Genomic DNA, 26,299 nt, shown 5'->3' on the forward strand with positions numbered 1-26,299 from the left:
GCGGCCACACTATCGAGACGTTTCGGACGGCTTCGCGTTGCCCGCCTCGGGCGTGCCTCTCACCACGAACGCCATCACGACCAGCAGGCCGACGGTGGGTCCGGCGGCGAGCCCGACGACGGCGCGCACGACCGTGTCGCCGGGGAAGAACAGCAGGACCAGCGCGGTCGCGACGACGACGGCGGCCCAGGTGATCAGCACCTTCGTGGCCTTGGCCTGCGCGACCAGGACGGCGGCGAGCAGCTGCATCGCGGCCAGCAGCACCGACGACCAGACCAGCCCGGCCATCCACCAGGCCTCGGGGTCGTTCTTGGCGCTGTAGACCAGGCGCACCACCCACGGGCCGATGAGGTACCCGATCAGCGCGCCGAGGGCCGCGAGCGCCAGCGCGCCCGCCGAACCGAGCGCGAGCAGCTTCCGCAGCCGGTGCTTGCCCTCCTCGGTGCTGGACAGGCGCACCACGGTCGGGACCGCGAGGGCCTGGACCGGCGCCATCAGCGTCAGCGGCGTCCTGGCCACGAACAGGGCGACGAAGAGCACGCCGAGCTTGTCCTTGTCGCCGCCGGGCGCGAGCAGGCTGACCAGCGCCGGGTAACCGGTGATGACGCTGGCGGTGAGCCCCGCGCCCGCCAGCAGCATCAGCATGTTCTTGACGATCGGTTTCGCGGGCTCGTCGGCGTCCAGCTTCGGGTCGACCAGCTTGGCGGCGCCGCGGGCGAACAGCAGCCAGGCGAACGAACCGGTCGCGGCGGCGATGGCGAACCAGTACAGCTGGGTGAGCCCGGCGACCACCAGCGCGCCGACCACGAGGATCCGCACGGCCGCTTCGACCAGGATCAGCCACGAGTAGGACCGGACGTGGTCCTGGCCGATCAGCAGACCGCGCGCGGCGAACTGGAAGGCGAACGAAAGCCCGCCCGCCAGCACGATCACGGCGAGCGCGAACTGACCACCGTAGACCTTGTCGGTCACCGCCGGGATCAGCGTGAACAGCGCCGCGACGGCGACCGCGACCAGGCTGGTCACGAAGGCGATCACCGCGGGCCGCCCTGCCTTGCGGCCTTCGAGCGCGGCGTGCGCGGACTGGCGCGAGATCTCCTGCTCGAGCGGGGACAGGGCGGCGCCCAGCCCCATCAACATGCCCCAGAAGGAGAGCAGGACCGCGTTGTCGGCAGGCGACAGAGTCCGGCCCCAGACCACGGTGAGGACGTAGCCGAGCGCGATGGCGATCAGCAGGTAGACACCGATGCGACCGGCGGATTTCCCGGTGTCCTTCGCCAGTTTTTCGCTGCTCACCGCGCTGCTCATTTACGGAGCCGCGCCCGCAGCGCCATGAAGAGGCCTCGGAGTGCCCCGGCGCCGAAGCCGGCGGCGAAGACCGGGGTGAGCTGGGCGACGGCCTTGGCCTCGGCCTTGGTCGCGCCGAACTTCGTCACCGCGAACCCGGCGGCCGTCGACCCCGCGGCGGCCAGCGCGACGGCGGTCTTCGGGCGCTTCGCGGCGACACCGAGGCCGAGTACGCCGACGGCCATCGCGGCGAACAGGCCGTTGCGCGCGGGCCCGGGCGACGCGAGATACGAATCGACGAACGTGGTGCCGCGGAAATACGACTGCCCGACGAACTTCTTGAACGAATCGCGGCCGTGGTAGGTCGCGGAGAAGTCCGGGGCGAGGAAGATGAGGTGACGTTCCGCGATCCAGCGCAGAACACCCGTGTCGTCACTGGCGAAACGGACGTCTTCGAAGAGCGACTCGAACGCGTTGGACGAATCCTCGAGAACGTCCTTCGGCGCGGAAAAGAATCCGGTGCCTTTCGGGAAGACGTCGAACTCGTCGATACCGAACGACATCAACCGCGGGTTCGCGCAATAACGGCGCCACGGGATCTTGACCAGCCCGGCCATGAATCCCGCGTACGGATTGTGTTCGGACGCGACGTTGATGTGACCGTTCCACACCGTGCGCTCGGGGTGGTCGACGAGCTGGTCGCGGAGGAAGGTGAGCGAACCGGGGTCGACGATCACGCGGCTGTCGAGCAGCAGGATCTGCCGCCCCGACGCCTTCGCGATGCCCGCGCGGCGTGCCTCGAACCGGCCGCTGTTCGGCTGGGTGAGCACGGTGATGCCGTACAGCTCCTGCAGCTTGGCGAGCTTGCCGCCGGTGCCGTCGGTGCTGCCGTCGTCGACCACGACGACCTCGACCGGCCAGTTCGCCACCTGTGCCGACGCGATCAGCGCGCCGACACTGCGGTCGATCCAGTCCTGCTCGTTGTAGACCGGGATCACGACGGACAGGGCCGGGAGGAGCGAATTCGCACTCACCCCGGCGAGGCTACCTTGCGCGGCCCACCAGTATCCTTCGGGCACCGCAGACCCCGACAGAATGGCTCTTCCGGTGATTTCCTTCATTCTCGGCACCACGGCGGAACTGATCAAAATCGCGCCGGTCTACCACGGCATCCTCGAACGCGGGGTCCGGCCGAAGATCTGGTTCACCGCCCAGCACGTCGACGAGGTCTCGGACGTTCTCGCCGACCTGGACCTCCCCGAGCCCGACGTCTGGCTCGTGCCGAAGGAGAAGGCGCACAACCTGGAGTCGCCCGCGCAGGTGCCGGGCTGGGCCGCGCAGGTGCTGCGGACCGCGTGGAGCCGCCGGGCCGAGCTGAAGGCCGCGCTGGTCGAGGACGGGCGTCCGCCGCTGGTGCTGGTGCACGGCGACACCTTCACCACGCCGTACGGCTCGCTCATCGGGAAGCGGATCCTCAAGTCGCGGGTCGGGCACGTCGAGGCGGGTGCGCGGTCGGGCAGCATCATGTCGCCGCTGCCGGAGGAGCTGAACCGGAAGATCGCCGCGAAGATCGTCGACATGCACTTCGCGCCCAGCGCGCGTGAGGTGAACAACCTCCGCAACGCCCGCGGCGTCGTCGTCGACACCGAGGCGAACACCGCGATCGACGCGATGCGGATGGCCATCAACGGGCCGCTGGACGTCGAGGGCCTGCCGGAGAAGTTCGGCCTCGCCACCCTGCACCGCTTCGAACTGGTCTCGCGCGCGGACAAGTACCGCGAGGCGCTGGAGATCCTGCGCGAGCAGAGCAAGCAGATGCCGATCCTCTACATGGCGGGCGCGCCCGAGCGCGAGAAGATCCGCGCGCTCGGCCTGGCGAACCTGTTCGACGAGAAGAACTTCATCATCCAGCCGAAGATGCGGTACCTGAAGTTCCTGCCGCTGGTCGCGCGGGCCGAGTACGTCGTCACCGACTCGGGCGGCCTTTCGGCCGAGTGCTACTACCTCGGCCTGCCGTGCGCCGTGCACCGCGAGCGCACCGAGACGCCGCAGCACCTCGGCGAGACCGTCGTGCTGACCGAGATGCGCGGGGACAAGCTGCAGAACTTCCTCGACACCTACCAGAACCGCCGCGGCGAGTCCTGGGTCGACAAGTTCCACCCGTCGGAGATCATCGTCGACACTCTCGCGCGGCTGGGTTACTGCTGACGCTTCGCGCTCGCTCACGAACGCCATGAAAGGTCCTTTCCTTGCAAATTTTGCAAGGAAAGGACCTTTCATGGCATCGGGGAGCTAAAGAGCCCGGCGGCCGGACAGCGCCCGGCCCAGCGTCAGCTCGTCCGCGAACTCCAGGTCACCGCCCATCGGCAGCCCCGACGCCAGCCGTGTCACGGTCAGGCCGGGGAAGTCGCGAAGCATCCGCACGAGATACGTCGCGGTCGCCTCGCCTTCGGTGTTCGGGTCGGTCGCGATGATGATCTCGCTGATCTCCGCGCCACCGATCCGGGCGAGCAGTTCACGCATGCGCAACTGCTCGGGTCCGATACCGGACAACGGGTCCAGCGCGCCGCCGAGCACGTGGTAGCGGCCCTTGAACTCGCGCGTCCGCTCGACCGCGAGGACGTCCTTCGGCTCCTCGACCACGCAGATGACCGTGAGGTCGCGGCGGGTGTCGCGGCAGATCCGGCAGGTCTCCTGCTCCGAGACGTTGCCGCAGACCTCGCAGAACTGCACGCCTTCCTTGACCTTGCCGAGCACTTCCTGCAAGCGCGCGATATCCGCGGGATCGGCCGCCAGCAGGTGGAAGGCGATCCGCTGCGCGCTCTTGGGACCGACGCCGGGCAGCCGCCCGAGCTCGTCGATCAGATCCTGGACGACACCCTCGTACAAGCTAGCCGCCGAGCCCGGGGAAGCCGCCGAGGTCCGGCATTCCGCCGCCGAGGCCGCCGGCGAGCGGGCCGAGCTTCTGCTCGGTGAGCTTCTGCGCGTTGGCCGAGGCATCGCGGACGGCCGCGACGACCAGGTCGGACAGGGTCTCGACGTCGTCGGGGTCGACCACCGTGGGGTCGATGGACAGCGACTTGAGCTGGCTGTCGCCGGACACGGTCGCGGTGACCAGGCCGCCGCCGGAAGTACCGGTCACCTCCGTGTTGGCCAGCTCTTCCTGGGCCTCGACCAGCTTCTGCTGCATCTGCTGTGCCTGCTGCATGATCTGCGACAGGTCGAAGCCGCCACCGGGTTGCACCATGATCCGATCGGTCCTCTCCTGGAAAATCCCGTGCCGCCTACCAGCCTAGCCGTCACCCGTGTGGCACCGTGGGCGCCGTGCGACGACGGATGGGCCTGGTGCTGGCGATCGGATTGACGCTGTTCACGGCGTGCGGGGTGGACAGCCCCGCGTCTTCGCCGTCGAGTCCGCCGCCGCCCGGCACCACCACGGTGTTCACCACCCTTCCGCAGCCGAGCCCCACGACGAGCGCTCCGCCATCGAGCGCGCCTCAGCCGCCGCCGAGCAGCCAGCAGCCGCCGAAAACCGGCAAGGTCGTCGTGCTGGATCCCGGGCACAACGGCGGCAACTCCGGCAAGCCGGGCGAGATCAACAAGCAGGTCCCGGCGGGGCGCGGCAAGACGAAACCGTGCAACACCACCGGAACCTCGACGAATTCCGGCTACACCGAGCACGCGTTCACCTGGGACGTCTCACAGCGGATCTCGCAGGCGTTGGCGGCCAAGGGAATCCGCGTCATCCTCACCCGGCAGAACGACACCGGCGTCGGACCGTGCGTCAACGAACGCGCCGCGATCGGGAACGACGCCGGGGCGGACGCGGTCGTGTCGATCCACGCGGACGGCTCGAATTCCGCCGGAGCGCATGGTTTCCACGTCGCCTACTCGGCACCGCCGCTGAACGCCCAGCAGGGTGAGCCCTCGGTGAAACTCGCGACCGCGTTGCGTGACGGCCTCCGCGCGGGCGGCTTCCCGACCTCGACGTACCTCGGTTCGAACGGGCTCGCCCCGCGCGCCGACCTCGGCGGGCTCAACCTCTCGACCCGCCCCGCCGCGCTCGTCGAATGCGGGAACATGCGCAACGCCGCCGAAGCCGCCGCGATGGCGAGCGAAGAGGGGCGGCAGCAGTACGCGGCCGTCATCGCGAAGGCGATCGAGGACTACCTCGCGGCGTAGGGCGCCGGACCGAACCGGACGACTCGCGTGATCAGGTGGCCGACTCGCGTGATCAGACGGACGTCGCGCGTGTCGTCCGTCTGATCACGCGTGTCGTCCGTCTGATCACACGTGTCGTCCGTCTGATCACGCGTGACGTCAGGGCTTGAGCAGCACCGGGCTGCCGGTGACCTCGACGGAGCCCGATTCGATCGCCGGCCGTGTCCCGTCGAGGCGTTCCGCGCTGCCCGGCGCCGACAGCCGCACGGTGCCCGAGGGAGCCCACGCGATCCGGAACTCCATGCCGTTGCGCGTGAACCGGCATCGCCACAGGTTCTCCGGCAGCCCGGCCCGCGTGCCCTCGCCGCAGGACCGGATCTTCGCGCCGTCGAGCCAGCGGCCGAGCCGTTCGACGTGGGCGGCGGCGCGGGTCGGCGGTCCGCCCGCCGGCTGGAGCACGATCGGCACGCGGTCGCTTCCCCAGTTGTAGAAGTACATCCGCTTGAAGCGCGCGTAAAGACCGGTCAGGAAGATGCGAGCGGCGTAGTCCGCGGCGACGGCGGGGTCGACCGGTGGCTGCAACGGGACGTCGAAATCGGGGCCGGTGCTCCACAGGTTCGCGTGTCCGTTGGCACGGTGGAAACTCCGCTGGATCTCGTCCGCGACGGCGAGCATCGTCTCCGGCGGGTCCGCCATCCTGCCCGGATGCAGTTTGACCGCGGCGGCGTCGCAGCTTTCGTAGCCGCGGAGTTCACCGAACCGCTCCATGATTCGCCGATACGCGGGATCGGCGAGGTGCCCCATCGACGGGCAGACCACGGTGGCGCCGGGATCACCAGCCTTGATGATCCGGCTCGCCCGCCGGACCATCTCCACCAGCCGTTCGACCGGACCGGTGAAGTACTTGGGATGGTTGGCCATGTCCCACAGCTCGTAGGACTCGATCCGGCCGCGGTACCGCTCGACCACCTTCCCGACGAAGGCGTCCCAGTCCGCGAGGTCTTCGGGCGGTGCCGCCCGGGAGCCGTCCGGGTAGGCCGACGGCGGTCCGCCCGGCGCCGCCCAGCCGGGGGTGCCGCCGAAGACGTACAGCACCGGGAGCCCCGCCTGGTTCGCGCCGTCGACCAGTCTGTCCAAAGTGGACCAAACCGGCCTGCCGCGTTCCGGTTCGAGGTTCTGCCAGCGGGTCTCCGAATCCCAGAGCCGGACCGCGCCGACGCCGAACGTCGGCATCAGCCCGGTCTCGCTGTTGGTCGTCACGCCGAAGAACGCACTGTCCACAGGGGACGGGAACTCGGTCCACATCGGGGCATGGATCGCCGGCGCGACCGGTTCCGCCGCGGGGACCGCGCTCGCCCCGACCACGGTGACCATGACGAGCGACGCCAGCAGCGGCCACCACCCGATCCGGTCACGCCCCCTCGGCTCGGGGACCGGATGCGGGGCGGGAGGCGCGGACGCGACCTCTCCCCGTGCCGCGTCCGCGCGTTCCCACAGCCGGAAGAGCTTCGACAGTTCGTCGCGCTCGGCCTCGCAGACCGTCGCGATCCGTTCCAGCGGGCCGAACGCGGCCGGCACGCTGGCACCGCTGCAGTAGCGGTGGACGGTCGATCGGCTCAGATGCGCCTTGGCGCCGATCCGTTCGTAGCTTTGCCCGCTACGCCGTTTCAGCCCTTCGAGCAGTTCCGCCAAGGCCCGGCCGTGTTCTCCTCCTGCCATGGGTCCCTCCCCCGGATGGTGCCCACGAAGCGTCACCGATGACCGGCGAACGGGACACACCTTTTCGTCCCAGCGAAAACATCACCGGGCCCCGGCCTCCCGGAAACGTCTCACGCGCCCGTGTCTCCGCAGGTCAGCAGGGGCTTGTCGTCCCACCCTCCCGGATTAGGCCGATCGGCTTGTCTCAGCGGGTCCGGCACGTTTGAGTTACCGCCGGAGAAGAAAATGCCGTCTTGAGGGGGACCAGGCATGACTCTGCGCATGATCTTCGATCGGAAGGATCTCCAGGGGATCCGCATAGCCGACGCACCGGACCCGCTGTGGGAGCTGGTCCTCGGCTCGCATCAGCTGAGAGAGGACCGCCCGTCGGCCTGGCGGCAGCGGGTCCAGCAGAACCTGCGTCAGAACGAGGAAGCGGCACGATCGCTGAAGACGCTGTTCACCCTCGTCCCACCGAAGGGGAACTTTCCCGATTTCCTGACCCCGCCCACGACGGCGGGCTCCTTCGAAAGCGGGCTCGAAGCGGTGGCGTGCACTCCTCGCGGACGGCTGTGCGCCGATCTCCGGACCGTGTTCACCGGCGCCGCCCCGACCTGGGTGAAACGGCTCGCCGACGGCGATCGCGACGAGGTCCACGGGGTCGTCGGCGCACTGCGCGACGCGTACGACCTGGTGATCGCGCCGGTCTGGCACAGCATGCGCGAGACCGTCGCCGCCGACCGGGCCCGGCGGGTCCGCACGCTGGCCACCGAGGGCGCGGGGGCGATGATGCGCGGCATCCCCGGCGTCCGCGGCTGGGACGGCGAGGTGCTGGAGATCGCGTACCCCCGGCAGCGGACCGTCCATCTCGGCGGCCGGGGACTGACCCTGATCCCGAGCCGGTTCTGCGCGAAAACGCCGGTCACCTTCATCGATCCGGCGCTGCCGCCGGTGCTGCTGTACCCCGCCGGCCCGACGAGCGCCCGCCCGGCGGACGTGTCCCCCGAACTGGTGGCGCTTCTCGGCCGGACCCGCGCCGAAAGCCTCGGCGCGCTGCATGTCCCGCGTACGACCAGCAAGCTGGCCTCATGCCTCGGCACCTCGATCGGCACGGCCAGCAAGCAGGCCACCGTGCTGCGCGAGGCCGGGCTCGTCACCAGCGTCCGGCAGGGCAGCGCCATCCTGCACCACCTCACCCGGCTCGGCACCGCGCTGCTCGCCGGGGAACTCGACGAGTCACCCTGACCCGTCGAGCCCCGCGTTTCGTCCTCTGGATGCGCTCCTTGCGCGTGCAAGGACCGCATCCAGAGGACTACTTGCGTTCGTCGAGCGGGCGGGCGTTGAGGTGGTCGGCGAGCAGCTTCCGGGCGATCTCTTCCGGATCCTTCTCGGGTGGGAGCGGCGGAGGCGGCGGCGCGGGGCTCGCGTCCTCGTTGTAGAGGTCCTCGTCCTCCTCGACCGGCTCGGGCGGGAGCGGGATGTCCGGCTCGCTGGTCGTCACCTTCGGCCGCTGGGGCTCCGGCTTCGGCGCGGGAGGCGCCGGAGGCGCGCTGGGCGCTTCGGCGGACCGGCGAGTGAAGGATCGTTCAGGCGCGGGGGGCGGCGGCGCGGCCTTCGGAGCGGCGGCCTGCCGGGCCTGTGCGGCGCCGTGGACGCAACGCACCTGCCAATCGCCGCCGAAGACCTCCTTGAACGCGGCCGCGACCCGCTCCGCGTTGTGCGGCTCGGAAAGCCGCCGGGCCAGCGGCTCCGCGCTGTGGGTGAGAGTGACGGCGTGGCCTTCGACGCTCACCACGCTCGCCTGCGTGAGCATCGCTTCGGTGCTGCGGCCGCCCGGCACCTTGCGGATCGCGGCGAGCACGTGCGGCCACTTGCCGCGGATGCCGTCCGCGTCCGATACGGGCGCCGCGTCGCCCGAAGCCGCAGCCGGGGCGGGCGTGGGTGCGGCGGGCGGCGGAGTCGGCGCGGAAGGACGTTGCGGGGCGGGCCGCTCGGCGACCGGCTCGGGTCGCGCGGCGGGCTGCGGAGCGGGTGCGGCCTGCTGCGGAGCGGGCGCGGCGGCCCGTTGCGACGGCCGCTGGAACTCGCGGACGGGCTCCCCTGAGGGCGGAGCGGCCGGGGCGGGCGCGGACTGCGCCACCGGAGCGGCCTGCGCCGGAGCAGCGGCGACGGGCGCCGGGGCCGAAGCGGCGCGGCGCTCAAGCCGTTCGAGACGGGCGAGCAACGCGTCGGTGCTCTCCGCGACCGACGGCAGCAGCATCCGCGCCGTCAGCAGCTCCAGCACGAGCCGCGGCGAGGTCGCGCCCCGCATCTCCAATAGTCCATTGTGGACGATGTCGGCGTAGCGCGAGAGCGTGGCGGGCTCCAGTTTGCCCGCCTGCTCCTTCATCTTCTTGAGCTCGTCGTCCGGCGCGGAGACGAGGCCGCGTTCCCCCGCGTCCGGCACCGAACGCAGCAGCACCAGGTCACGCAGGCGGTCGAGCAGGTCGGTGGCGAACCGGCGCGGGTCGTGCCCGGCCTCGGCGAGCCGCTCGACGGTGCCGAACACGGCGGCCGCGTCGTCCGCGGCCAGCGCGTCGACCATGCCGTCGATGAGCGCGACGTCGGTGACGCCCAGCAGCGACACCGCGCGCGAGTAGTCGACGCCGTCCGGCCCGGCCCCCGCCAGCAGCTGGTCGAGCACCGATTGCGTGTCCCGCGCCGAACCCCCGCCCGCGCGGATGACCAGCGGATACACCGCGGGCTCGACCGTCGCGCCCTCGGCGGCGACGTTGCGTTCCAGCAGTTCGCGCATGGAGCTGGGCGGGATCAGCCGGAAGGGGTAGTGGTGCGTCCGCGACCGGATGGTGGGGAGCACCTTGTCCGGTTCGGTGGTCGCGAAGATGAAGATCAGGTGCTCGGGCGGCTCTTCCACGATCTTCAGCAGGGCGTTGAAGCCCTGCGTGGTGACCATGTGCGCCTCGTCGATGATGAAGACGCGGTAGCGCGAGTCGGCCGGGGCGTAGAACGCCCTGTCCCGCAGCTCGCGGGCGTCGTCGACACCACCGTGGCTGGCCGCGTCGAGCTCGGTGACGTCGACGCTGCCGGGGCCCTCGGGCGCGAGGTTGCGGCACGAGTTGCACTCGCCGCACGGATCCGGCGTCGGGCCCTTCGCGCAGTTCAACGACCGCGCCATGATGCGGGCGCTGGACGTCTTGCCGCAGCCGCGCGGGCCGGAGAAGAGGTAGGCGTGGTTGATGCGACCGGCGGCCAGCGCGATGCGCAGCGGATCGGTCACATGCTCCTGCCCGACGACCTCGGCGAAGGTAGCCGGACGGTACTTTCGGTATAGAGCTAGAGCCACGCGGCGAGACTACCGGGAGGGCCCGACAGGTGAGACCGGCACCGACCCCCGGCAGGTATCCGGTGCGCTTCGGCACCGCCGAACTGCTCCAGGACGCCGACCGTCCCAACGCCTGGATGATCTCGGTCGACGGCGTCGCCCAGTCGCACGTCAACCTCGACGACCCCACCGATCTCGAGTTCGACTACATCCGCAGGATCGCCGACGTCGTCGACTGCCTCGGCGAAGGCCCGCTCGACGCGCTGCACGTCGGCGGGGCGGCCTGCACGCTCCCCCGCTACCTCGCCGCGGCGCGGCCGCGATCACGGCAGCTGGTCTTCGACGCCGACGGTGAGCTCGTCGCGCTCGTCCGCGAGCAGCTGGGCCTGAAGGGACTGAAGGTCCGTGTCGGCGACGGCCGCGAAGGGGTCTCCGGCAGGTACGACGCTTCGGCCGACCTGGTCATCGTGGACGCTTTCGAACGCGGGGTCCTGGCCGGCGGGCTCGCGACCGTCGAGTTCACGAACGAGATCGCGCGGGTCCTCCGCCCGGCCGGAACCTACGTCGCCAACGTGTCGGACGGGCCGAACCTGCCGTTCCTTCGCCGGTTCTTGGCGACGCTGGCGGATTCCTTCCCCCACCTGGCGATCTTGGCCGAGCCGGGCGTCCTGCGGGGCCGCCGGTTCGGGAACATCGTGGTAGCCGCTTCCCGCGTCGAGCTTCCCGTCGCGAACCTGACCCGGCGCGCCGCTTCGTCGGCGTATCCGGCGCGCTGCGTCGCGGGAGAAGACCTGCGGCAGCTCCAGGGCAAGGCGAAACCCATCACGGACGCGGAAGCCCTGCCGTCGCCCGTGCCGCCGAAGGATGTGTTCGGGATCTTCTAGCCCCAAAAAAGGGGATCCCGCGCACCCGTCAGAGCTTGCTTATCCTTGCTGCCTTCCGGCCCTGGGGAGGTTCACAAGATGGACGCCGCGCGGGATCCGAGGACCAGTGTAGTCACTCCCGTCCCGGCATGGAGGACAGTGGGGGGTATGAGTACTCCGACCTGGGAAGATGTCCTCAAGGCCACCGAGGCCGTTCATCCGTTCGTGCGGCGCACGCCGGTGTTGCGCGCCGAGGTCGACGGACGGCCGCTGGTCCTCAAGCTGGAGCATCTGCAGCGGAGCGGATCGTTCAAACTGCGGGGCGCGGTGAACGCGCTGGTGAGCGGCCCGTTGCCGGAGCGGGTGCTGACGGCGTCCGGCGGCAACCACGGGCTGGGCGTGGCGACGGCGGCTTCGCTGCTGAATCTGCCTGCGACGGTGTACGTGCCCGAGTCGGCTCCGCAGGCGAAGACGGTCCGGATCGAGGCCACGGGCGCGAAGCTCATCCGTCACGGAGCGACGTATGCCGAGGCAGCCGCGAAGGCGCTCGAAGCCGCCGCCGAGCCGGGTACGCGATACCTGCACGCGTACGACGATCCTGCCGTCGTCGCCGGTCAGGGCACCGTCGCGGCCGAAGTGGTCCAGGACGCGCCGGACGTCGACGCGTTCCTGGTCGCGGTCGGCGGTGGCGGGCTGGTCGCGGGGACGTCGCTGGCCGGCTTGCCGACGTTCGCCGTCGAGCCGGAGCGGTGCCGCGCGCTCGGCGCCGCGCTGGAGGCGGGCGAGCCGGTGGACGTGGAGATCGACTCGGTGGCCGCGTCCGCGCTGGGCGCGACCAGGGTCGGGGACGCCCCGTTCGCCGTGCTCCGGGACCGGGTGACGTCCGTGCTGGTCAGCGACGAGGAACTGCTCGCCGCGCGGGACCGGCTCTGGGAGGAGTTCCGCCTCGCCGTCGAACCGGCCGCCGCGGTCCCGTTCGCCGCGTGGCTGGCCGGGCGGACCGAAGGCGATCTGCCCTGCGTCATCCTCTGCGGCGCTAACAGTGAGTGGCGGCCCTGAGCACCACCCGGAACTCCGTGTGTCCCGGGCGGCTGGCGACGCCGACCTGCCCGCCGTGCGCGGCGACGACGGCCGCGACGATGGCCAGTCCGAGCCCGGTGCTGCCCGCCGCCCGTGACCGTGAGTCGTCGCCGCGGGCGAAACGTTCGAAGACCTCCGGGAGGATCTCCGGCGGGATCCCCGGCCCACCATCGACAATGGACAGCGTCACCGTCGAGTCCACTATGGACAGCGAGGTGGTGACCTCGGTGCCTGCCGGGGTGTGCGTGCGCGCGTTGCCGAGCAGATTGATCACCACCTGATGCAGCTGATCCGCGTCACCGAGGACGGTGATCGGCTCCGGCGGGACCTCCAGCAGCCATTTGTGCTCCGGCCCGGCGACATGTGCGTCGGCGACGGCGTCCGCGACCAGGCGGGAGAGGTCCACCGGCCGGCGCACCACCGGACGGCCGGAGTCGAGCCGCGCTAGCAGCAGCAGATCCTCGACCAGGCCGGTCATCCGCGTCGATTCCGACTCCACGCGGCCCATCGCGAACGCGATGTCCGGCGGCACCTCGGAGCCGGAGCGCCGGGTGAGTTCCGCGTAGCCGCGGATGGCCGCGAGCGGCGTCCGCAGTTCGTGGCTGGCGTCCGCGACGAACCGGCGCACCCGGCTTTCGCTGGCCTGCCGGGCGGAAAGCGCGTTCGAGATGTGGCCGAGCATGCGGTTGAGCGCGAACCCGACCTTCCCGACCTCGGTCCGCGGATCCGTGTCCACTTCGGACACTCGCTCGGACAACGCGACCTCGCCGCGATCCAGCGGGAGTTCGGCGACCCTGGTCGCGGTGGCGGCCAGGCGGTCCAGGGGTTTCATGGTGCGCCGCACGGTCACCGCGCCGAGCGCGCCCGCCAGCAGGATGCCGCCGACGGCGACCCCGCCGAAGATGAAACCGAGGCTCCACAACGTATCCGTGACATCCTTGGTGGGCAGCCCGGTGATCGCGACGCCACCGCCCGCCGTTTTCTTCGCCACCACCCGGTATTCCCCGAGCGACCCGAGGTTCACGTCGGTCGGCTTGTCACCCGTCGTCGACCGCAGCAGGGTGCCGATCTGGGTGGGGCTGATCTCGTCGTGCGGGAACGGATCGGTGACCTTCGCGTCGTAGCTGGACCGCAGCACCGCCGCGAGCACGCGTCCGTCCGGGAACACGTTCACGAACAACGAACCGGTGCTCTGCCCATACGCGCGAAGGCCCTCGGGAACCCTTTCCCCGCCGGGACGGCCCGGGGGCGGCGGGCGGCTGGCACGCTCGCTGGTCTCGGCGAGGCGGGCGTCGAGCTGGTCGATCAGGAAGTTCCGCAACGCCAGTTCGGTGACCACGCCGACCACCAGGCAGACGAGCGCGAGCAGGCCCGCGACCTGCGCGATCAGCCGTCGACGCAGGGACCACGGCCGCCTACCCCGCGGGTTTGAGGACATACCCGGCGCCGCGCATCGTGTGGATCATCGGTTCCCTGTCGGCGTCGATCTTCTTGCGGAGATAGGAGATGTAGAGCTCGACGATATTGGCCTGGCCGCCGAAGTCGTAGCTCCACACCCGGTCCAGGATCTGCGCCTTGGACAGCACACGCTTCGGATTGCGCATGAGATAACGCAGCAGTTCGAACTCGGTCGCGGTCAACGGCACCAGATCGCCACCCCGGTGAACCTCGCGACTGTCCTCGTCCAGGGTCAGGTCGCCGACGACGAGCGTCGACCCGCTCGGCCCGGCGACCCCGCCCGCGCGGCGGAGCAGCGCGCGCAACCGCAGCGCGACCTCCTCCAGGCTGAACGGTTTGGTGACGTAGTCGTCGCCACCCGCGGTGAGACCGGCGATCCTGTCCTCCACCGCGTCCTTCGCGGTCAGGAACAGCACCGGCAGGTTCGGCACCTCGGAACGCAGGCGGCGCAGGACTTCCAGGCCGCTCATATCCGGCAGCATGACGTCCAGCACCACCGCGTCCGGCCGGAATTCCCGCGCGACGCGGACGGCCTCGGTGCCGTCGGCGGCGGTGCGGATGTCCCAGCCCTCCATGCGCAGCGCCATCGACACGAGTTCGGACAAGGTCGCCTCGTCATCGACGACCAGCACCCGTACGGGGCTGCCGTCGGCACGGCGCAGGCCGGCCTTCGCGGAACCGGACGAAGGGACGTTCACACTGGTCATGGTGCCATCCTGGGCGGCGCCGATGAGGCTTCTCTGTGTGCCGCCTGTGCGTTTCCTGTGAACGATCACCCTGCCGGGGTGCGAATCACAGCGCGTGCCCACCGGCGGCACAGCTCCCGCACAGCGACGGCGCCGACCATGGCCGCAACCGAGTACAGGGAGGCGTCCAGATGACCGAACCGACCGAACCCGCCGAATGGGGTGCGCCCGCCCCGGAAGGCGAACCGAAGAAGACCTGGTCGGGTCGCAAGACCGCGATCGCGGCCGGGGCGGCGGTCGTGATCGCCGCCGGCGGTGGCGCCGCGATCTGGGCCGGGACCGCCGCGAACGGCGCCGAACGGGGCACGATGACGGGCGGCCCCGGCGGCGGCCGGGTGCTCATGGGCCCCGGCGGAGGTATGCCTCGCGACACGCTGCACGGCGACTTCGTCGTCTCCGACGGCAAAGGCGGCTACAGCACCGAGCGGACGCAGACCGGGGAGGTCACCGAGGTCAGCGCGACCTCCGTCAGCCTGACCAGCAAGGACGGCTACAAGCAGGTCTACACGATCGACGCGTCGACCATGAAGACCGGCGAACCCAAGGTCGGCGAGACGGTGATGGTGACCGCCAAGGTCACCGGGAACACCGCGACGGCGACGACCATCGGCAAACCAGGACAGAACCAGCGCGGTGGGCCGCCCGGACAGGGCCAGGACGGTCAGCGGCGCTACTGAGCCAGCTCGGCGAGCAGCGCGGCGGCCGTTTCGGCGGGTTCCTGCCCTGAGGTGTCGAGGACGACGCGATCGCCGCCGGAGCGCCGCATCCGCGCCGCTTCGGCGACCGCACGCGCGGCCACCCGGTCCCGTACGCCGGGTGGCGCGCCGCGAAGTTCGTCGCCCGCCAGCAAGGCGGACTCGCCTTCGGCCCGGCGCCGGACTCGCTCGGTGAGCGTGGCGTCGTCCGCGTCGAGGTGGACGACGGTGACCGCGTCGAAGACCCGCCGGTGCTCCGGGCGGAATTCCCGGGCCACGACGATCAGCCGCTTCGCTCCCGCGTCGCGATAGCCGCGCCAGACGGCCGAAAGGAGCGCCGCTTCCAGTGCCGGATCCGGGCCGGGGTGCGCGAAGCCGAGTTGCGCGAGATCGACGTAGGCCACGGGGATCCCGCGCTCCCAGAGATCGCGGAGCGCGCTGAACGCGGCTGTCGACTTGCCGACCGCCGTCGGGCCGGTAACCACGGTCACCGGTCCAGGCTGCGGCTGTCCCGCGTCCGGCGTGCGAACGGTTCCGGCGTCCAAGGTGCAGCTGCGGAACAGCGCTTCGACGGTCTGCTCGGGCCGCTGGCCGGTCGTGTCCATCGCCTCGCCGAAACCGGCGCGGTCGTAGACGTCCGCCACCGCGAAGAGGTCGGGCAAGGCCGCGGCGGGTGAGCCACGGCCGAGGAAGCGGCTCCGGAGTTCGTCGCGATCGCACGTCAGCCGGATGAGCGTGAGATCGAAGTCCGGGCTCTCGATGTACGGCTTCGCCGGGTCCACCACTCCGGACACGACGACCTGCGCGGTGCCTCGCAGGACTTCCAGTACGCGCAGCAGATTGGCCGCCTTGATCGCGTGCGCGGCGTCCCCGCCGCCGGGCGGCGGACCGATCAGCCCGAGCTGGTCGATGTCGACGTACGCGACGCTTCCGCCCGCTTGCGTCAGGCGGGTGTACAAACCCCAGGCGGTGGTCGATTTCCCGGTTCCCGGCGCCCCGGTCGTCCAGAGCACGGGTGTCTTCGCTGCCCCCATGGGTTTCGATCTTAGGAACCCCTGTCCAGCGAAATAGGGCAGAGTTGAGCCCGTGCGGGACATCAGCGGTTCGTTGGCGAGGCAGGCGTGCGCGGTCGCGGCCGTCTGCCTGATCGCCGACGCCGGGCTGTTCCTCATCGCCGGTCCGCCGCTCTCACTGGGCTGGCAGGCTTGGGTTCTCCTGATCGGCGGCATCCTCGCGAACGCCGCGCTCGCCGGGCCTTCGCGGTATTCCGGCTGGGTTTCCGCCGCGCACGGCGCGTTGCTGGCCGCCGCGCCGCTCCTGCTGTTCCCGTACGACCATTACCTGCAGGCCACCAACGCCGGCGTGCTGATCGCGGGTTACCGCGCGGGCGCCTGGCTCGCGACCAAACCCGCGGTGGCCGCCCTGGTGACGATGCTCGCCGGGCTCGTCGCCTGCAACCTCATCCCGGTCGACCGCGGCGACCGGGATTGGCGCCTGCTGGTCATCGACGTCGGCGTGAGCGGTTTGCTGCCGTGGATGGTCGGCCGCTACACGACCGCGCGGCGCGCGTACATCGCCGATCTCCAGCGCGCGGAGGAACAACGGCAGCAGCACGAAGCCGAGGCCGTCCGCCGAGCCGTCGTCGAAGAACGCACGACGATCGCCCGCGATCTGCACGACGTGATCTCCCACCACGTCAGCGCGATCGGCGTGCACGCCGGTGCCGCACGGCTCGGGCTGCCGGAGGGCGAACCCGCCGTCCGGCGTTCGCTCTCCGCCGTCGAATCGTCGAGCCGGGCCGCGATGGCCGACCTGCGGCGTCTGCTGGATCTGTTGCACGGCAAGGAGAACGGTGCCGTGCAGCGACAGCCGGGGCTGGACAACCTCGACGAACTGCTCGACAACCTCCGCACCGCCGGGCTGCCCGCGCGGCTGACCAGTCACGGCGGACCGCGCGAACTCCCGGGTTCGGTGGACATCGCGTTGTACCGCATCGCGCAGGAGGCGCTGACGAACGCGCTCCGGCACGGGGACGGTGGGATCGTCGAGATCGACCTCGCCTACCGGCAGACGGAAGTACTCCTCACGATCACCAACGAGATCGGCCGCCCGAACGCGTCGGCCGAGTCGACGAAACGCGGTCTCGCCGGGATCAGGCAGCGGGTCGCGTTGTTCGGCGGACAGGCCGAATGCGGACCGCTCGACGACGGGCGGCACTGGCGGGTTCGAGTCGGTTTTCCTTTGGAGGCACAGTGATCCGGGTTCTGCTGGCCGATGACCACGCGATGTTCCGGTCCGGGATGCGCGCGGTGCTCGACACCCAGGCGGACTTCGAATGCGTCGGCGAGGCGGCGGACGGGCGCGAAGCCGTCGCGCAGGCGGCCTCGCTGCGGCCGGACGTCGCCGTCCTCGACGTCCGGATGCCCAAATTGGACGGTCTGGCCGCGACCGAGGCGATCATGTCCGCGCCCGGCAACGACACCCGGGTCCTCGTGCTGACGACGTATGACTCCGACGAGTACGTGTATCGCGCGCTTCGCGCCGGTGCGAGCGGGTTCCTGCTGAAGAGCCTCGCGCCCGAAGAACTCGTCTCGGCCATGCGGGTGGCCGCGCGCGGCGACGCGCTGATCGACCCGACGGTGACCCGGCGGCTGGTGTCGACCTTCGCCACCAGCATCGAACCGGCGGCCGCCGAACCGGCCGAACTCGAACGGCTCACCTCACGCGAACGCGAAGTCCTCCTGCTCGTCGCCGACGCCTCCAGCAACGCGGAGATCGCCGTGCGCCTGCATGTGGGCGAGGAGACGGTGAAGACCCACGTCTCGCGGATCCTGGCGAAGCTCGGGCTGCGGGACAGGGTGCACGCCGTCGTCTACGCCTATCGCAACGGCTTGGTGGGGAACTGACCCCGCCGGGCTTGATCGGTTCGCCGGGCGGGGCGCCCGATGCCAGAATCGCCACAGGGCACGTCGACGCGGGGAGCTGTGGATGAAACGCTGGGTCACGCTCACGATCGGGCTGGTCTTCCTGCTGGTCGGCGGTGTCTGGGTGCTGCAGGGCGCCGGTGTGCTGACCGGCAGTTTCATGACCGGGCAGAAGCTGTGGTTCCTGATCGGGCTCGTCGCGTTCCTGGTCGGGGTGGTGCTGGTGGCGGCCACCGCCCGCCGCACACGGCAGACCTCCGGTGAGGACCGGGCCGACTAGCCGGGGCCGTCACCGCCGGACACGCGTGATCAGACGATCTTGAAGATCGGGTAGCCGGGCGCGATCTCCAGCAGCTTCTCGTCCGACGCCTTCGCGTCGACACCGTCGAAGAACACCCCGACCTCGAACTTCCAGCGCTTGAGGTACGCGCGCAGGATCTCGGGCTTCTCGTGGTCGGCGAGTTCGGTGTAGGTGAACGTCTCGGTGCGGCGTCCGACGCTGAGCTGCCCCTCACCGGCGACGCGCAGGTTCCGCACCCACTGCGTGACACCGCGCGGAGCGACCAGGTAGCGCTCGCCGTCCAGCTTCAGCAGGTTGACCGGGACGGAGCGCGGTTCGCCGCTCTTGCGACCGCGGACCGAGAGCACCCGGCTGCCCAGGACGCTGACGCCGAGCTTCGTCAGCTTGAGCACGAACTCGTTGAACGCGTTGGTCGCCTTGGCCGGCTTGACGTAGCGGATCGCGGCGGTCTCCGGGGCGGCTCCGGTGGTGGCGGCGGCGTTGGTGGTCATCTCGTCTCCTCGAAGTTTGCGAGAGCGGTGCTCTCTGTTAAGAGCAGTGAACACCAGAGCGGTGCGCCATGTCAAGAGCGCTGCTCTCGTTTAGGTGCAATGCTCTACAGTGAGAGCATGGCCGCCACTCAGACCGCGCGCGAACGTGCCCGCGCCGAACTCACCCGTGAGATCAAGGACGAAGCCCGCCGCCAGCTCGCCGAAGTCGGCGCGCTCGGCCTCTCCCTCCGCGCGGTCGCGCGCGAGCTGGGCATGGTGTCGTCCGCGCTCTACCGGTACTTCTCCAGCCGCGAGGAGCTGCTGACCGCCCTGATCGTCGACGCCTACAACGCCGTCGGAGAAGCCGCGGAGGCCGCAGACGACCCGAAGAAGGCCCCGCTGGAACGGTGGGTGTCGATCTGGCACGCGGTCCGCGCCTGGGCGAAGGCGCATCCACACGAGTACGCGCTGATCTACGGTTCGCCGATCCCCGGCTACCAGGCCCCGCAGGACACCGTCGCCCCCGCCGGCCGGGTGGCCTTCGCGCTGGTCGCGGTCCTGCGCGACGCGAACCTCCGGGTCGAGACCGAGGTCGGCGAGATGCCGGTCGAGCTGCTGCACCAGCTCGACGCGCTGACCGAAATCCTCAAGGTCAACCTGGGCCCCGAGACCGCCTCTCGGCTGATCATGGCCTGGACCCAGCTGTTCGGAATGATCAACTTCGAGCTGTTCGGCCAGTACGTCGGCTCCGTCGACCCGGCGGACGCCTTCTTCGCGCACGGGGTCCGTCAGATGGCCGAGTTCACCGGGATCAAGATGACCGGCTGAGCGCGGTCCACGAGCGCATCAGCAGCTGGACGGCGTCCACGACGTCCTCGTCGCCGGTTCCCTCCGGGCTGAGGAAGCGCTGCAGCAGGAGACCGTCCTCGAGCGCGTGCAGGATCAGCGCGAGGAAGGCCGGATCGGCGGGCGGTTCCGCGCCCCGCGCGGCGAGTTCGGTCCGGATCGAAGTCTCCAGCAGTGCCCTTGTCGACTTCTCGCCTTCGCCGACGAGCGGGCGGGCATCGGGATTCCGCAACGCGTAGAGGGCCAGCTCGGTGCGCAGCGTCAGCCAGCCGGCGAGGTGTTCGGCGCGCTCGACGTTCCAGGCGCGCAACCGGTCCATCATCTCGGCGAAGGACCCGACGCCGTCACGCAACGCGGCGACCTCCTCGGCCTCGCGCTGGGTGCGGCGGCGCAGCAACTCGACGACCAGCTCGTGTTTGCCGTCGAAGTTGCCGTAGAAGGCGCCGCGCGTGAAACCCGCCCGCTCGGCGATCTGCTCGACGGACGTGCCGTTGACCCCGCGTTCGGAGAACAGCTCGGCGGCCGCCGCGAGCAGGCGCTGCCTGGTCTGCTCGCGGCTCTCCTCCCGCGTCAAGCGTTTCGCCGTCACACGGCGATCTTAGAGTTCGGTCGCGGGCTTCCGTCCGGACAGCCAGACCCCGCCCGCGAGGACGGCGGCGGCGACCACGACGGCCAGTGCGGTGAGCGACCACAACGCCTGGCTCGCCAGGAACGCGGCGACCGCGCCGAAGAGAACGGCGACGAGGAGCAACGGCGTGGTCCGGACGGCTGCGGCGGCGGGGACGGTGGCCATGGGAGGTTTCCCTTCGGGGGGTGGTGCGCGGAACACTCGGTTTTCGCGGAGGAGACCTCGGCGGCTCGGTGGCCTTACGCCGAGTGGCGCACGGATCACCCGTCCGGGCGAGATACCGGCGTGGCGGCTAGCGTCACGACGGGACTACATCGACGGAAAGGCGGCTCGCGGTGGAGAAGTGGGCGGAGCAGGTCGGCAGGATCCGGGTCATCGGAACCGGGGTGATGGGCCGGGGCATCGTCCAGCTCGCCGTGACGGCGGGGCTCGAGGTCGAGCTCGCCGACGCCCGGCCCGAGGCGGTCGGCGAGGCCATCGACCACGTCGGCGCGATGCTGGGCAAGCTCGCCTCGAAGGGCAAGATCACCGAGGAGGCCGCCGAGTCGGCGAAGGGCAGGCTGATCGCGGCCGAGGGCCCGCTGGCCCCCGCCGACGGCGTCGATCTCGTCGTCGAAGCGGTCCGCGAGGATCTGGAGATCAAACGCGCGCTGTTCGCCGAGCTGGAACGCGTGTGCGGCCCGGACACCGTGTTCGCCACCAACACCAGCTCGCTCTCGGTCACCGAGATCGGTGCCGCGCTGACCGATCCCGGCCGGTTGCTCGGCCTCCACTTCTTCAACCCGGTCCCGCTGATGCGGCTGGTCGAGGTCGTGCCCGGCGCGCGGACCGCCGCGTGGCTGCCGCCCGCCATGACCGAACTCGTCCGCGGCTGGGGACACGAACCGGTCCTCGCCCGCGACGCACCGGGGTTCCTGGTCAACCACGCCGGCCGCGGGCTCGGCACCGAGGCGCTGCAGATCCTCTCCGAAGGGATCGCGAGCCCGGCCGAAGTGGACCGTGTCGCCCGTGACGTGCTCGGCCTGAAACTCGGCCCGTTCGAACTGCTCGACCTCACCGGTCTCGACGTCTCGCACGCCGTGCTCGAAAGCATCTGGAGCGGCTTCCACGGCGAACCGCGGTTGCGGCCGTCGTGGCTGACGCGCCCCCGCGTCGCCGCCGGGCTCTTCGGCCGCAAGAACGGTGAAGGCTTCTACAGCTATGTCGACGGGCAACAACAGGTCGAGCCGGAACCGGCCGCGCCGGAGGCCCCGAGCACTCCGGTATGGGTCGACGACGAACGCCTCGGCACGCTGCTCTCGGCGGCGGGTATCCAGGTGGTGCACTCCGCCTACCCGGACACGGTCCTGATCGTCAGCCCGATCGGTGCGTCCACTGTGGACACCGCGCTCGCGGCGGGTCTCCCGCCGGAACGGGTCGTCGGCGTCGATCCCCTCGGCGGCTACGGGAAACGTCTGACACTCTCGGTCCACCCCGCGCTCGACCCGGCCGCCGGCCGCACCGCTTGGGGCGCGCTCGCCGCGACCGGACTGCCGGTGACCGTGGTCCGCGACGGCCCCGCTCCGATCGCGCAGCGGCTGCTCGCGTCGATCGTCAACACCGCCTGTTTCATCGCCGGGCAACGCCTCGCGACGCCGGAGGACATCGACACCGCCGTCCGCCTCGGCCTCGGCTACCCGCGCGGGCCGTTGACCTGGGGCGACGAAGCGGGCGCGGATCTCGTGCTGCGAGTGCTACGCGGTCTCGTCGCGAGCACGGGCGACCAGCGCTACCGGCCGAGCGCCTGGCTCACCGAACGCGTCGCGCTCGGCCTGCCGCTGACGTCGACGGGCACGTCACCGGCGGACCTCCTGCGCTGAAGTACATGAAAGCCAACGACACGAGCTCCTTGGAGGTGCGCCGGGCCTGTGCGGCTTCAAGCTGAACCACCCTGTCTACCTGCGGAGACTATGAGCGTTTGGCGCGCCACCCGAGGGAAAGGACGGCCTGGACGAGTTCCTGGTAGCTCGGCTTGACCTCTTCCAGGTACTTCTCCAGGTACCCGGCCCGCGCGGTCGGCACCGGACGTGGTTCCTCGTCCTCCGGCAGCCACGAGAGACCTTCGACGTTGTGCTGCGCCATCTTCCACCAGCGCGTGCACCGGTCGACGGCGCGCTGCTCGCGTTCGGCGGCGTCCGCGACGGCCTGGTGCGCCTCGGCGAGCCGGGCCTCCAGTTCGTCCGCGCGGCCGATCTCCCAGTTCCGGAGGTTCTCCGCCGAAGCGCGCGCGAGGCCGACGATCTCCTTGTACCGCATGGCCGCGGTGATGCCGTCATCCATCGAGAAGCCCTTCCGGACGCTGGAACGGGATGATCACCTCAGGGGCGCCGTGCGTGGTGCGGTCGAAGAACAGCGCGCGGCCCGGCCGCGGTGACCAGTGCACCACCTGCCCGGCGGCGAACGGCGACAGTTCGTTGCCCTGGACGTCCAACGCCGCCCAGGATCCGATGTCGTCGGTGCCCGCGAAACCGAGCGTGTCCTTCAGCCGGGCGATGCTGCGCCACCAGCCGATGGTGTGGACTCCGTGCGTCGGGCCCTGCTTCAGCAGCACCCGCAACTGATCCAGACCGCTCTTGAGCTGTCCGGGCGCCTTCGCCTCCAGGGCGGGGATCGACGCGTCGACGCCGTACAGCAGCAACACCCGCACTTTGTCCAAAGAGGACAGATTCTCCGCGATATCGATTACCCGGGCGGGAAGATCGTCGACCAGGGTCGCCTGGTGTCCCTCCGCGCGCAGGCGCTCGGCCAGTTCGGCCACGGCGGGGACGGACGCCTCGATGGGGCACGAGAGCACGAACTCCACTGTCTCGCGGTGATACTGGCGGGCCAGCGAACGTGCGGCGGAGTCCATGATGGACAGTGCTTCCGCCGTGGCCGCGCCGAGGACGGCGACGTTCCGCCCTGGTGCCTTCGGCAGTTCGACCCCGCAGGCGGCCTCGTCGACGTCGATGGACTGGCCGAGCAACGCCCGCGGTTTGTCCGTCGGCTTCAGATCGGTGAACGCCGGGAACTGTTCCAGCACCGGGGAATGCGCGCCGTCGAACAACCGGGGCCGCTTGAACGACTCCGAGTACTGCTCCCAGAGCCGGTGCTGCAGCTTGTTGAAGACGTCCTTGCTGCTCGCGTCCGGGACGTGCGCGAGCTGGTTCCCGTGCGCCACACCGGAATCGTGGTTGATCACCGCGTGCCACTTCGGCGCGGAGACGGCCGCGTTGTTGGTCTCGGACAACACCCGCCGCGCCTTCGGCATGGCGATCCGCAGCGTGCACTGCTCGAACACCGCAGGTTTGCCCCAGAAGGCCTCGATCCCGGCGACGTCCTGGCTCGCCAGCACCAGGTGGATGCCCTGAGACCGGCCTCGCCGCGCGATGTCCTCCAGCAGTTGTGTCGCGGTCGCCGTCACGCCGTCGCGGCCGGCGAACAGGTACTGGAATTCGTCGATCACCGCGACGATCCGCGGCCAGTGCCCGCCGGGGTCCTGCTCGCGCAGGTCCGCGAGATTGGTGACCTCGTGCAGTTTCGCGGCGGCCGACCGGCGGCGCAGCTCGTCGGCGAGGTATCGCAGCAGCGCCAGGCCGAACTCGCGGTCGGTGTTGACGTTGACCCCGATGAGTTTGGCGTGTGGCAGCCAGCTGGCGTCCCGCCGCCCCGGCGCGAGCCCGGCGAACGACACGCCTTCCTTGAAGTCCAGCAGGTACAGCGCGAGTTCGTCCGGCGAGTACCGCGCCGCGAGGCTGCCGAGCAGCGAATACAGAAAGTTCGTCTTCCCCGAACCGCTCGGCCCGCCGATGAGCACGTGCGGGCTGGCGTCGCCGATGACGACCTCCACCGCCTCGCCCTCGAAGAACCCGACCGGAGCCCGCAGTTCCCGCGCCGAGCTCTCCTTGCCCAGTTCGGTGGGCAGGAGGTCGGCGAACGCGCGCGGCCCGCCCTGTTTGGCGATCAGCGCCTCGGCGATCCGCCCGGCGGCGCGGATGACCTGCCCGGACGGCATCGGCGGATCGAGGTCGACCATCAGGTCGGGGCCGGTCATGCTGCTCGTCGCGTGCCGTTCGTCGTGCAGGCTCAGCGATTCGACCGACGTCGACAGCATGGTCGGCACGTCGATCAGGATCAAGCAGATCCCCGCCGCCAGCGCCCCGGTGGCGACCCGTTTCAGTTCGCGGGCGCGCTCCGGTTCGAGGGTTTCGCCGTTGCCGTAGAGCACCGCGACACGGAACGGTTCGACGCGCTGGCCGCTCGCCCGCCGGATCTCCCGCAGCGACGTGTGCCCCGCCTGCATCCCGGTCGCGTGGATGCGGCGGATGTGCCCGGCCAGTTCGTCGAGGAGGTCCTCGAGCCGTCCTGGGTCGTACAGAGTGAGCGCGCTGGTGCGGCTCAGCGGATACAGGTCGGGGAGGATCGCGGTCAGCTGCCCGACGTCCCACAGATGGATGCGCACCGCGCCGGGTTCGAACGTGCTCAGGATCCGCATCAGCAGGTTCTGCACGATGCCGTCCACCGCGGCCCTGGTCTTCGGTGCCGACGTGATGGACAGATGCGACTCGTCGAGCAAGGGGACCGCGACGTCGAAGGTGCGCGGGACGTCCTGGCCCGGCACGGTCGCCGAGCCGACGCGCCACAGCCCGGGCGCGGTGATGCCGGGATTCCCGCCGACGCGGCCGAGCCAGTTGCCCGGTTGCTGGCTCGCGGGCCCCGGCGCGTTGTTCGCGACGAGTTCGCGCAACGCGTTCGGGCCCGCTTCCCAGTCGGCGTAGAACTGGCCGCGCACGCTGCCCAGCAGGCCGAACACCTCGTTCGCGGCGGGATGCCGCGACCATTCGGTGTACTGCTCCGAGGTGGAGTTGTTCATCCCCACCCGGACGATGTGCTGTTCCAGCTGCAGTTTGGCCAGTTCCGCCTCGGCGGCCTGACGGGCGCCGGCGGCGGCGCCGAGGACGAGCCCGATCTGGTGCCGGACCCGCTCGAGCGCCGTGGCGACGCGATTGCGCTGTTCACTCGCTTTGCTGCCCATACCGGCTCGCCGATCTCAGAGGCGGGATTGGTAACCGCTGACCAGGTCGTCAGCGGCGGAAAGGCGCGTCAGGAGGTTTTCCATTCCCTCGTCGGCCTGCGCCAGCTGCGGCGGAACCCATGGCACGGCTTGGGCCTGGGGTTCCACGATGGCGCGTCTGGACTCTTCGAGCAGGCTCCTGGCCCGCTCGGCATGGGCGCGTCCGTCGGCGAGGCCGGTTTGGACGGCCGTCAGCAGCTGGTGCAGTTCCTCGAGGTACATGTCAGAGACGGGTCGAGTACGACTCGGCCGACGAGATGCCCGCCTGGATGGTGCTCTGCATGCCGGTGATGCCTTGCAGGGCCTCGGCGAGAAGCCCGTGCGCCTGGCTCACCTCGTGCTGGGTGCTGCCCTGAGTGGCCTGGGAAAGCGAAAGCTGGGCTTCTTCGAGAGACTGCGCTGCCTGCTGAAGTGCGGCGATGCTCGCGGATGCCTTCTCGTTCGCGAGCGCGATACCAGCGCGGATCTCTTCGACTCCGGCCATTTTGGCGGACTCCTTGGGACGTCGGGGGCTGGAACGACCACTATTAAACTTAGCGTGATCAACTGACTCTGTTAAGTGAAGGTCCTGCTAAGTAATCAACAAGGCCCCGGACGTCGGAACGTCCGGGGCCTTGCTGACGGCGGAGGATACAGGATTCGAACCTGCGAGGGCGTGAACCCAACACGCTTTCCAAGCGTGCGCCTTAGGCCGCTCGGCCAATCCTCCGTGGGGAACGATACCGGAT

General features: G+C 70.3%; 27 protein-coding genes, 1 tRNA gene and 1 other RNA gene. 11 read left to right on the forward strand and 18 right to left on the reverse strand.

What is annotated here, in order from left to right; all coding sequences use genetic code 11:
• Window positions 1-9: 9 nt before the first annotated feature.
• Both AJAP_RS39500 and AJAP_RS39505 read right to left on the reverse strand, forming a co-directional pair.
• Complete coding sequence (locus AJAP_RS39500; RefSeq protein WP_038521189.1) at window positions 10-1,308, reverse strand: polysaccharide biosynthesis protein; 1,299 nt, start codon at window positions 1,306-1,308, stop codon at window positions 10-12.
• Entirely contained in the window at window positions 1,305-2,321 is a 1,017-nt protein-coding gene (locus tag AJAP_RS39505; RefSeq protein WP_038521190.1) for a glycosyltransferase family 2 protein, read from the reverse strand. The genes AJAP_RS39500 and AJAP_RS39505 overlap by 4 nt, the downstream gene beginning before the upstream one ends.
• A gap of 61 nt (window positions 2,322-2,382) precedes the next feature.
• Here AJAP_RS39505 and AJAP_RS39510 point away from each other — a divergent pair, with 61 nt between their 5' ends.
• Window positions 2,383-3,495: a UDP-N-acetylglucosamine 2-epimerase gene (locus tag AJAP_RS39510; RefSeq protein ID WP_038521192.1), complete on the forward strand. Its 1,113-nt coding sequence runs from the start codon at window positions 2,383-2,385 to the stop codon at window positions 3,493-3,495.
• Window positions 3,496-3,579: 84 nt separating this feature from the next.
• On the opposite strand, the gene recR is transcribed toward AJAP_RS39510, so the two are convergent.
• Window positions 3,580-4,176, reverse strand: coding sequence for a recombination mediator RecR (gene recR / locus AJAP_RS39515; protein WP_005166260.1), 597 nt, complete (start codon window positions 4,174-4,176; stop codon window positions 3,580-3,582).
• A gap of 1 nt (window position 4,177) precedes the next feature.
• Window positions 4,178-4,534, reverse strand: coding sequence for a YbaB/EbfC family nucleoid-associated protein (locus AJAP_RS39520; protein ID WP_038521195.1), 357 nt, complete (start codon window positions 4,532-4,534; stop codon window positions 4,178-4,180).
• 89 nt (window positions 4,535-4,623) lie between these two features.
• On the opposite strand from AJAP_RS39520, the gene AJAP_RS39525 reads away from it, so the two are divergent.
• Window positions 4,624-5,469 carry an N-acetylmuramoyl-L-alanine amidase gene (locus tag AJAP_RS39525; RefSeq protein WP_038521198.1) on the forward strand — a complete coding sequence of 282 codons (846 nt, stop codon included), beginning with the start codon at window positions 4,624-4,626 and terminating at the stop codon, window positions 5,467-5,469.
• Between the two features lie 138 nt (window positions 5,470-5,607).
• Here AJAP_RS39525 and AJAP_RS39530 read toward each other — a convergent pair whose 3' ends face one another.
• Window positions 5,608-7,167 carry a helix-turn-helix domain-containing protein gene (locus AJAP_RS39530; RefSeq protein WP_148311641.1) on the reverse strand — a complete coding sequence of 520 codons (1,560 nt, stop codon included), beginning with the start codon at window positions 7,165-7,167 and terminating at the stop codon, window positions 5,608-5,610.
• A gap of 249 nt (window positions 7,168-7,416) precedes the next feature.
• On the opposite strand from AJAP_RS39530, the gene AJAP_RS39535 reads away from it, so the two are divergent.
• Window positions 7,417-8,391: an ArsR/SmtB family transcription factor gene (locus AJAP_RS39535; RefSeq protein ID WP_038521201.1), complete on the forward strand. Its 975-nt coding sequence runs from the start codon at window positions 7,417-7,419 to the stop codon at window positions 8,389-8,391.
• Window positions 8,392-8,458: 67 nt separating this feature from the next.
• Here AJAP_RS39535 and AJAP_RS39540 read toward each other — a convergent pair whose 3' ends face one another.
• A complete protein-coding gene (locus AJAP_RS39540) occupies window positions 8,459-10,489 on the reverse strand; it encodes a DNA polymerase III subunit gamma and tau (RefSeq protein ID WP_038521204.1) in 2,031 nt (676 codons plus the stop codon).
• A gap of 29 nt (window positions 10,490-10,518) precedes the next feature.
• Here AJAP_RS39540 and AJAP_RS39545 point away from each other — a divergent pair, with 29 nt between their 5' ends.
• A complete protein-coding gene (locus AJAP_RS39545; protein ID WP_038521207.1) occupies window positions 10,519-11,352 on the forward strand; it encodes a spermidine synthase in 834 nt (277 codons plus the stop codon).
• Between the two features lie 6 nt (window positions 11,353-11,358).
• On the opposite strand, the gene ffs is transcribed toward AJAP_RS39545, so the two are convergent.
• Window positions 11,359-11,453: signal recognition particle sRNA small type (ffs, locus tag AJAP_RS42765), an RNA gene on the reverse strand.
• Window positions 11,454-11,499: 46 nt separating this feature from the next.
• Between ffs and AJAP_RS39550 the strand changes: the two genes are divergently transcribed.
• Complete coding sequence (locus AJAP_RS39550; protein WP_038521209.1) at window positions 11,500-12,390, forward strand: serine/threonine dehydratase; 891 nt, start codon at window positions 11,500-11,502, stop codon at window positions 12,388-12,390.
• On the opposite strand, the gene AJAP_RS39555 is transcribed toward AJAP_RS39550, so the two are convergent.
• Window positions 12,368-13,849, reverse strand: a complete 1,482-nt coding sequence (locus AJAP_RS39555) for a sensor histidine kinase (RefSeq protein ID WP_038521212.1) — start codon at window positions 13,847-13,849, stop codon at window positions 12,368-12,370. The two genes, AJAP_RS39550 and AJAP_RS39555, sit on opposite strands and share 23 nt — an antisense overlap.
• Window positions 13,827-14,576, reverse strand: a complete 750-nt coding sequence (locus AJAP_RS39560; protein WP_037334910.1) for a response regulator transcription factor — start codon at window positions 14,574-14,576, stop codon at window positions 13,827-13,829. Before AJAP_RS39560 ends, AJAP_RS39555 begins: the two co-directional genes overlap by 23 nt.
• 170 nt (window positions 14,577-14,746) lie before the next feature.
• Here AJAP_RS39560 and AJAP_RS39565 point away from each other — a divergent pair, with 170 nt between their 5' ends.
• Window positions 14,747-15,292, forward strand: coding sequence for a hypothetical protein (locus AJAP_RS39565; RefSeq protein WP_037334908.1), 546 nt, complete (start codon window positions 14,747-14,749; stop codon window positions 15,290-15,292).
• Here the strand turns inward: AJAP_RS39565 and AJAP_RS39570 are convergent.
• Entirely contained in the window at window positions 15,286-16,344 is a 1,059-nt protein-coding gene (locus AJAP_RS39570) for a hypothetical protein (RefSeq protein WP_038521217.1), read from the reverse strand. The two genes, AJAP_RS39565 and AJAP_RS39570, sit on opposite strands and share 7 nt — an antisense overlap.
• A gap of 52 nt (window positions 16,345-16,396) precedes the next feature.
• On the opposite strand from AJAP_RS39570, the gene AJAP_RS39575 reads away from it, so the two are divergent.
• From AJAP_RS39575 to AJAP_RS39585, 3 genes are all read left to right on the forward strand, one after another.
• A complete protein-coding gene (locus tag AJAP_RS39575) occupies window positions 16,397-17,566 on the forward strand; it encodes a sensor histidine kinase (RefSeq protein ID WP_038521220.1) in 1,170 nt (389 codons plus the stop codon).
• Entirely contained in the window at window positions 17,563-18,216 is a 654-nt protein-coding gene (locus AJAP_RS39580; protein ID WP_016337954.1) for a response regulator, read from the forward strand. The genes AJAP_RS39575 and AJAP_RS39580 overlap by 4 nt, the downstream gene beginning before the upstream one ends.
• Before the next feature lie 82 nt (window positions 18,217-18,298).
• Window positions 18,299-18,514: a hypothetical protein gene (locus AJAP_RS39585; RefSeq protein WP_016337955.1), complete on the forward strand. Its 216-nt coding sequence runs from the start codon at window positions 18,299-18,301 to the stop codon at window positions 18,512-18,514.
• Window positions 18,515-18,543: 29 nt separating this feature from the next.
• On the opposite strand, the gene AJAP_RS39590 is transcribed toward AJAP_RS39585, so the two are convergent.
• Window positions 18,544-19,026, reverse strand: coding sequence for a nitroreductase family deazaflavin-dependent oxidoreductase (locus AJAP_RS39590; RefSeq protein WP_051972741.1), 483 nt, complete (start codon window positions 19,024-19,026; stop codon window positions 18,544-18,546).
• Between the two features lie 117 nt (window positions 19,027-19,143).
• Here AJAP_RS39590 and AJAP_RS39595 point away from each other — a divergent pair, with 117 nt between their 5' ends.
• Window positions 19,144-19,833: a TetR/AcrR family transcriptional regulator gene (locus AJAP_RS39595; RefSeq protein ID WP_038524764.1), complete on the forward strand. Its 690-nt coding sequence runs from the start codon at window positions 19,144-19,146 to the stop codon at window positions 19,831-19,833.
• On the opposite strand, the gene AJAP_RS39600 is transcribed toward AJAP_RS39595, so the two are convergent.
• Together AJAP_RS39600 and AJAP_RS39605 are read right to left on the reverse strand one after the other, a co-directional pair.
• Window positions 19,817-20,440, reverse strand: a complete 624-nt coding sequence (locus tag AJAP_RS39600) for a TetR/AcrR family transcriptional regulator (protein ID WP_038521223.1) — start codon at window positions 20,438-20,440, stop codon at window positions 19,817-19,819. The two genes, AJAP_RS39595 and AJAP_RS39600, sit on opposite strands and share 17 nt — an antisense overlap.
• A 9-nt stretch (window positions 20,441-20,449) precedes the next feature.
• Entirely contained in the window at window positions 20,450-20,644 is a 195-nt protein-coding gene (locus tag AJAP_RS39605) for a hypothetical protein (protein WP_038521226.1), read from the reverse strand.
• Between the two features lie 170 nt (window positions 20,645-20,814).
• Here AJAP_RS39605 and AJAP_RS39610 point away from each other — a divergent pair, with 170 nt between their 5' ends.
• Complete coding sequence (locus AJAP_RS39610) at window positions 20,815-22,338, forward strand: 3-hydroxyacyl-CoA dehydrogenase (protein ID WP_038521229.1); 1,524 nt, start codon at window positions 20,815-20,817, stop codon at window positions 22,336-22,338.
• Between the two features lie 88 nt (window positions 22,339-22,426).
• Here AJAP_RS39610 and AJAP_RS39615 read toward each other — a convergent pair whose 3' ends face one another.
• The 5 genes from AJAP_RS39615 to AJAP_RS39635 form a co-directional block, all read right to left on the reverse strand.
• Complete coding sequence (locus AJAP_RS39615; protein WP_037334861.1) at window positions 22,427-22,798, reverse strand: hypothetical protein; 372 nt, start codon at window positions 22,796-22,798, stop codon at window positions 22,427-22,429.
• Window positions 22,791-25,532: an FtsK/SpoIIIE domain-containing protein gene (locus AJAP_RS39620; protein ID WP_038521233.1), complete on the reverse strand. Its 2,742-nt coding sequence runs from the start codon at window positions 25,530-25,532 to the stop codon at window positions 22,791-22,793. The genes AJAP_RS39615 and AJAP_RS39620 overlap by 8 nt, the downstream gene beginning before the upstream one ends.
• 15 nt (window positions 25,533-25,547) lie before the next feature.
• Entirely contained in the window at window positions 25,548-25,793 is a 246-nt protein-coding gene (locus AJAP_RS39625) for a hypothetical protein (protein WP_016337967.1), read from the reverse strand.
• 1 nt (window position 25,794) lies between these two features.
• Complete coding sequence (locus AJAP_RS39630) at window positions 25,795-26,055, reverse strand: hypothetical protein (RefSeq protein WP_005167132.1); 261 nt, start codon at window positions 26,053-26,055, stop codon at window positions 25,795-25,797.
• Window positions 26,056-26,195: 140 nt separating this feature from the next.
• Window positions 26,196-26,280: transfer RNA gene (locus AJAP_RS39635), tRNA-Ser, on the reverse strand.
• Between the last annotated feature and the right edge of the window lie 19 nt (window positions 26,281-26,299).

Source organism: Amycolatopsis japonica (assembly GCF_000732925.1).
GTDB classification, from domain to species: domain Bacteria; phylum Actinomycetota; class Actinomycetes; order Mycobacteriales; family Pseudonocardiaceae; genus Amycolatopsis; species Amycolatopsis japonica.

Coding starts and splice junctions, on each gene's coding strand:
- AJAP_RS39550 (WP_038521209.1), top strand. CDS start 11,500: ATGAGTACTCCGACCTGGGAAGATGTCCTCAAGGCCACCGAGGCCGTT.
- AJAP_RS39595 (WP_038524764.1), top strand. CDS start 19,144: ATGGCCGCCACTCAGACCGCGCGCGAACGTGCCCGCGCCGAACTCACC.
- AJAP_RS39590 (WP_051972741.1), bottom strand. CDS start 19,026: ATGACCACCAACGCCGCCGCCACCACCGGAGCCGCCCCGGAGACCGCC.
- AJAP_RS39555 (WP_038521212.1), bottom strand. CDS start 13,849: ATGTCCTCAAACCCGCGGGGTAGGCGGCCGTGGTCCCTGCGTCGACGG.
- AJAP_RS39560 (WP_037334910.1), bottom strand. CDS start 14,576: ATGACCAGTGTGAACGTCCCTTCGTCCGGTTCCGCGAAGGCCGGCCTG.
- AJAP_RS39615 (WP_037334861.1), bottom strand. CDS start 22,798: ATGGATGACGGCATCACCGCGGCCATGCGGTACAAGGAGATCGTCGGC.
- AJAP_RS39520 (WP_038521195.1), bottom strand. CDS start 4,534: ATGGTGCAACCCGGTGGCGGCTTCGACCTGTCGCAGATCATGCAGCAG.
- AJAP_RS39585 (WP_016337955.1), top strand. CDS start 18,299: ATGAAACGCTGGGTCACGCTCACGATCGGGCTGGTCTTCCTGCTGGTC.
- AJAP_RS39535 (WP_038521201.1), top strand. CDS start 7,417: ATGACTCTGCGCATGATCTTCGATCGGAAGGATCTCCAGGGGATCCGC.
- AJAP_RS39525 (WP_038521198.1), top strand. CDS start 4,624: ATGGGCCTGGTGCTGGCGATCGGATTGACGCTGTTCACGGCGTGCGGG.
- AJAP_RS39500 (WP_038521189.1), bottom strand. CDS start 1,308: ATGAGCAGCGCGGTGAGCAGCGAAAAACTGGCGAAGGACACCGGGAAA.
- AJAP_RS39630 (WP_005167132.1), bottom strand. CDS start 26,055: ATGGCCGGAGTCGAAGAGATCCGCGCTGGTATCGCGCTCGCGAACGAG.
- AJAP_RS39565 (WP_037334908.1), top strand. CDS start 14,747: ATGACCGAACCGACCGAACCCGCCGAATGGGGTGCGCCCGCCCCGGAA.
- AJAP_RS39530 (WP_148311641.1), bottom strand. CDS start 7,167: ATGGCAGGAGGAGAACACGGCCGGGCCTTGGCGGAACTGCTCGAAGGG.
- AJAP_RS39620 (WP_038521233.1), bottom strand. CDS start 25,532: ATGGGCAGCAAAGCGAGTGAACAGCGCAATCGCGTCGCCACGGCGCTC.
- AJAP_RS39570 (WP_038521217.1), bottom strand. CDS start 16,344: ATGGGGGCAGCGAAGACACCCGTGCTCTGGACGACCGGGGCGCCGGGA.
- AJAP_RS39510 (WP_038521192.1), top strand. CDS start 2,383: ATGGCTCTTCCGGTGATTTCCTTCATTCTCGGCACCACGGCGGAACTG.
- AJAP_RS39625 (WP_016337967.1), bottom strand. CDS start 25,793: ATGTACCTCGAGGAACTGCACCAGCTGCTGACGGCCGTCCAAACCGGC.
- AJAP_RS39605 (WP_038521226.1), bottom strand. CDS start 20,644: ATGGCCACCGTCCCCGCCGCCGCAGCCGTCCGGACCACGCCGTTGCTC.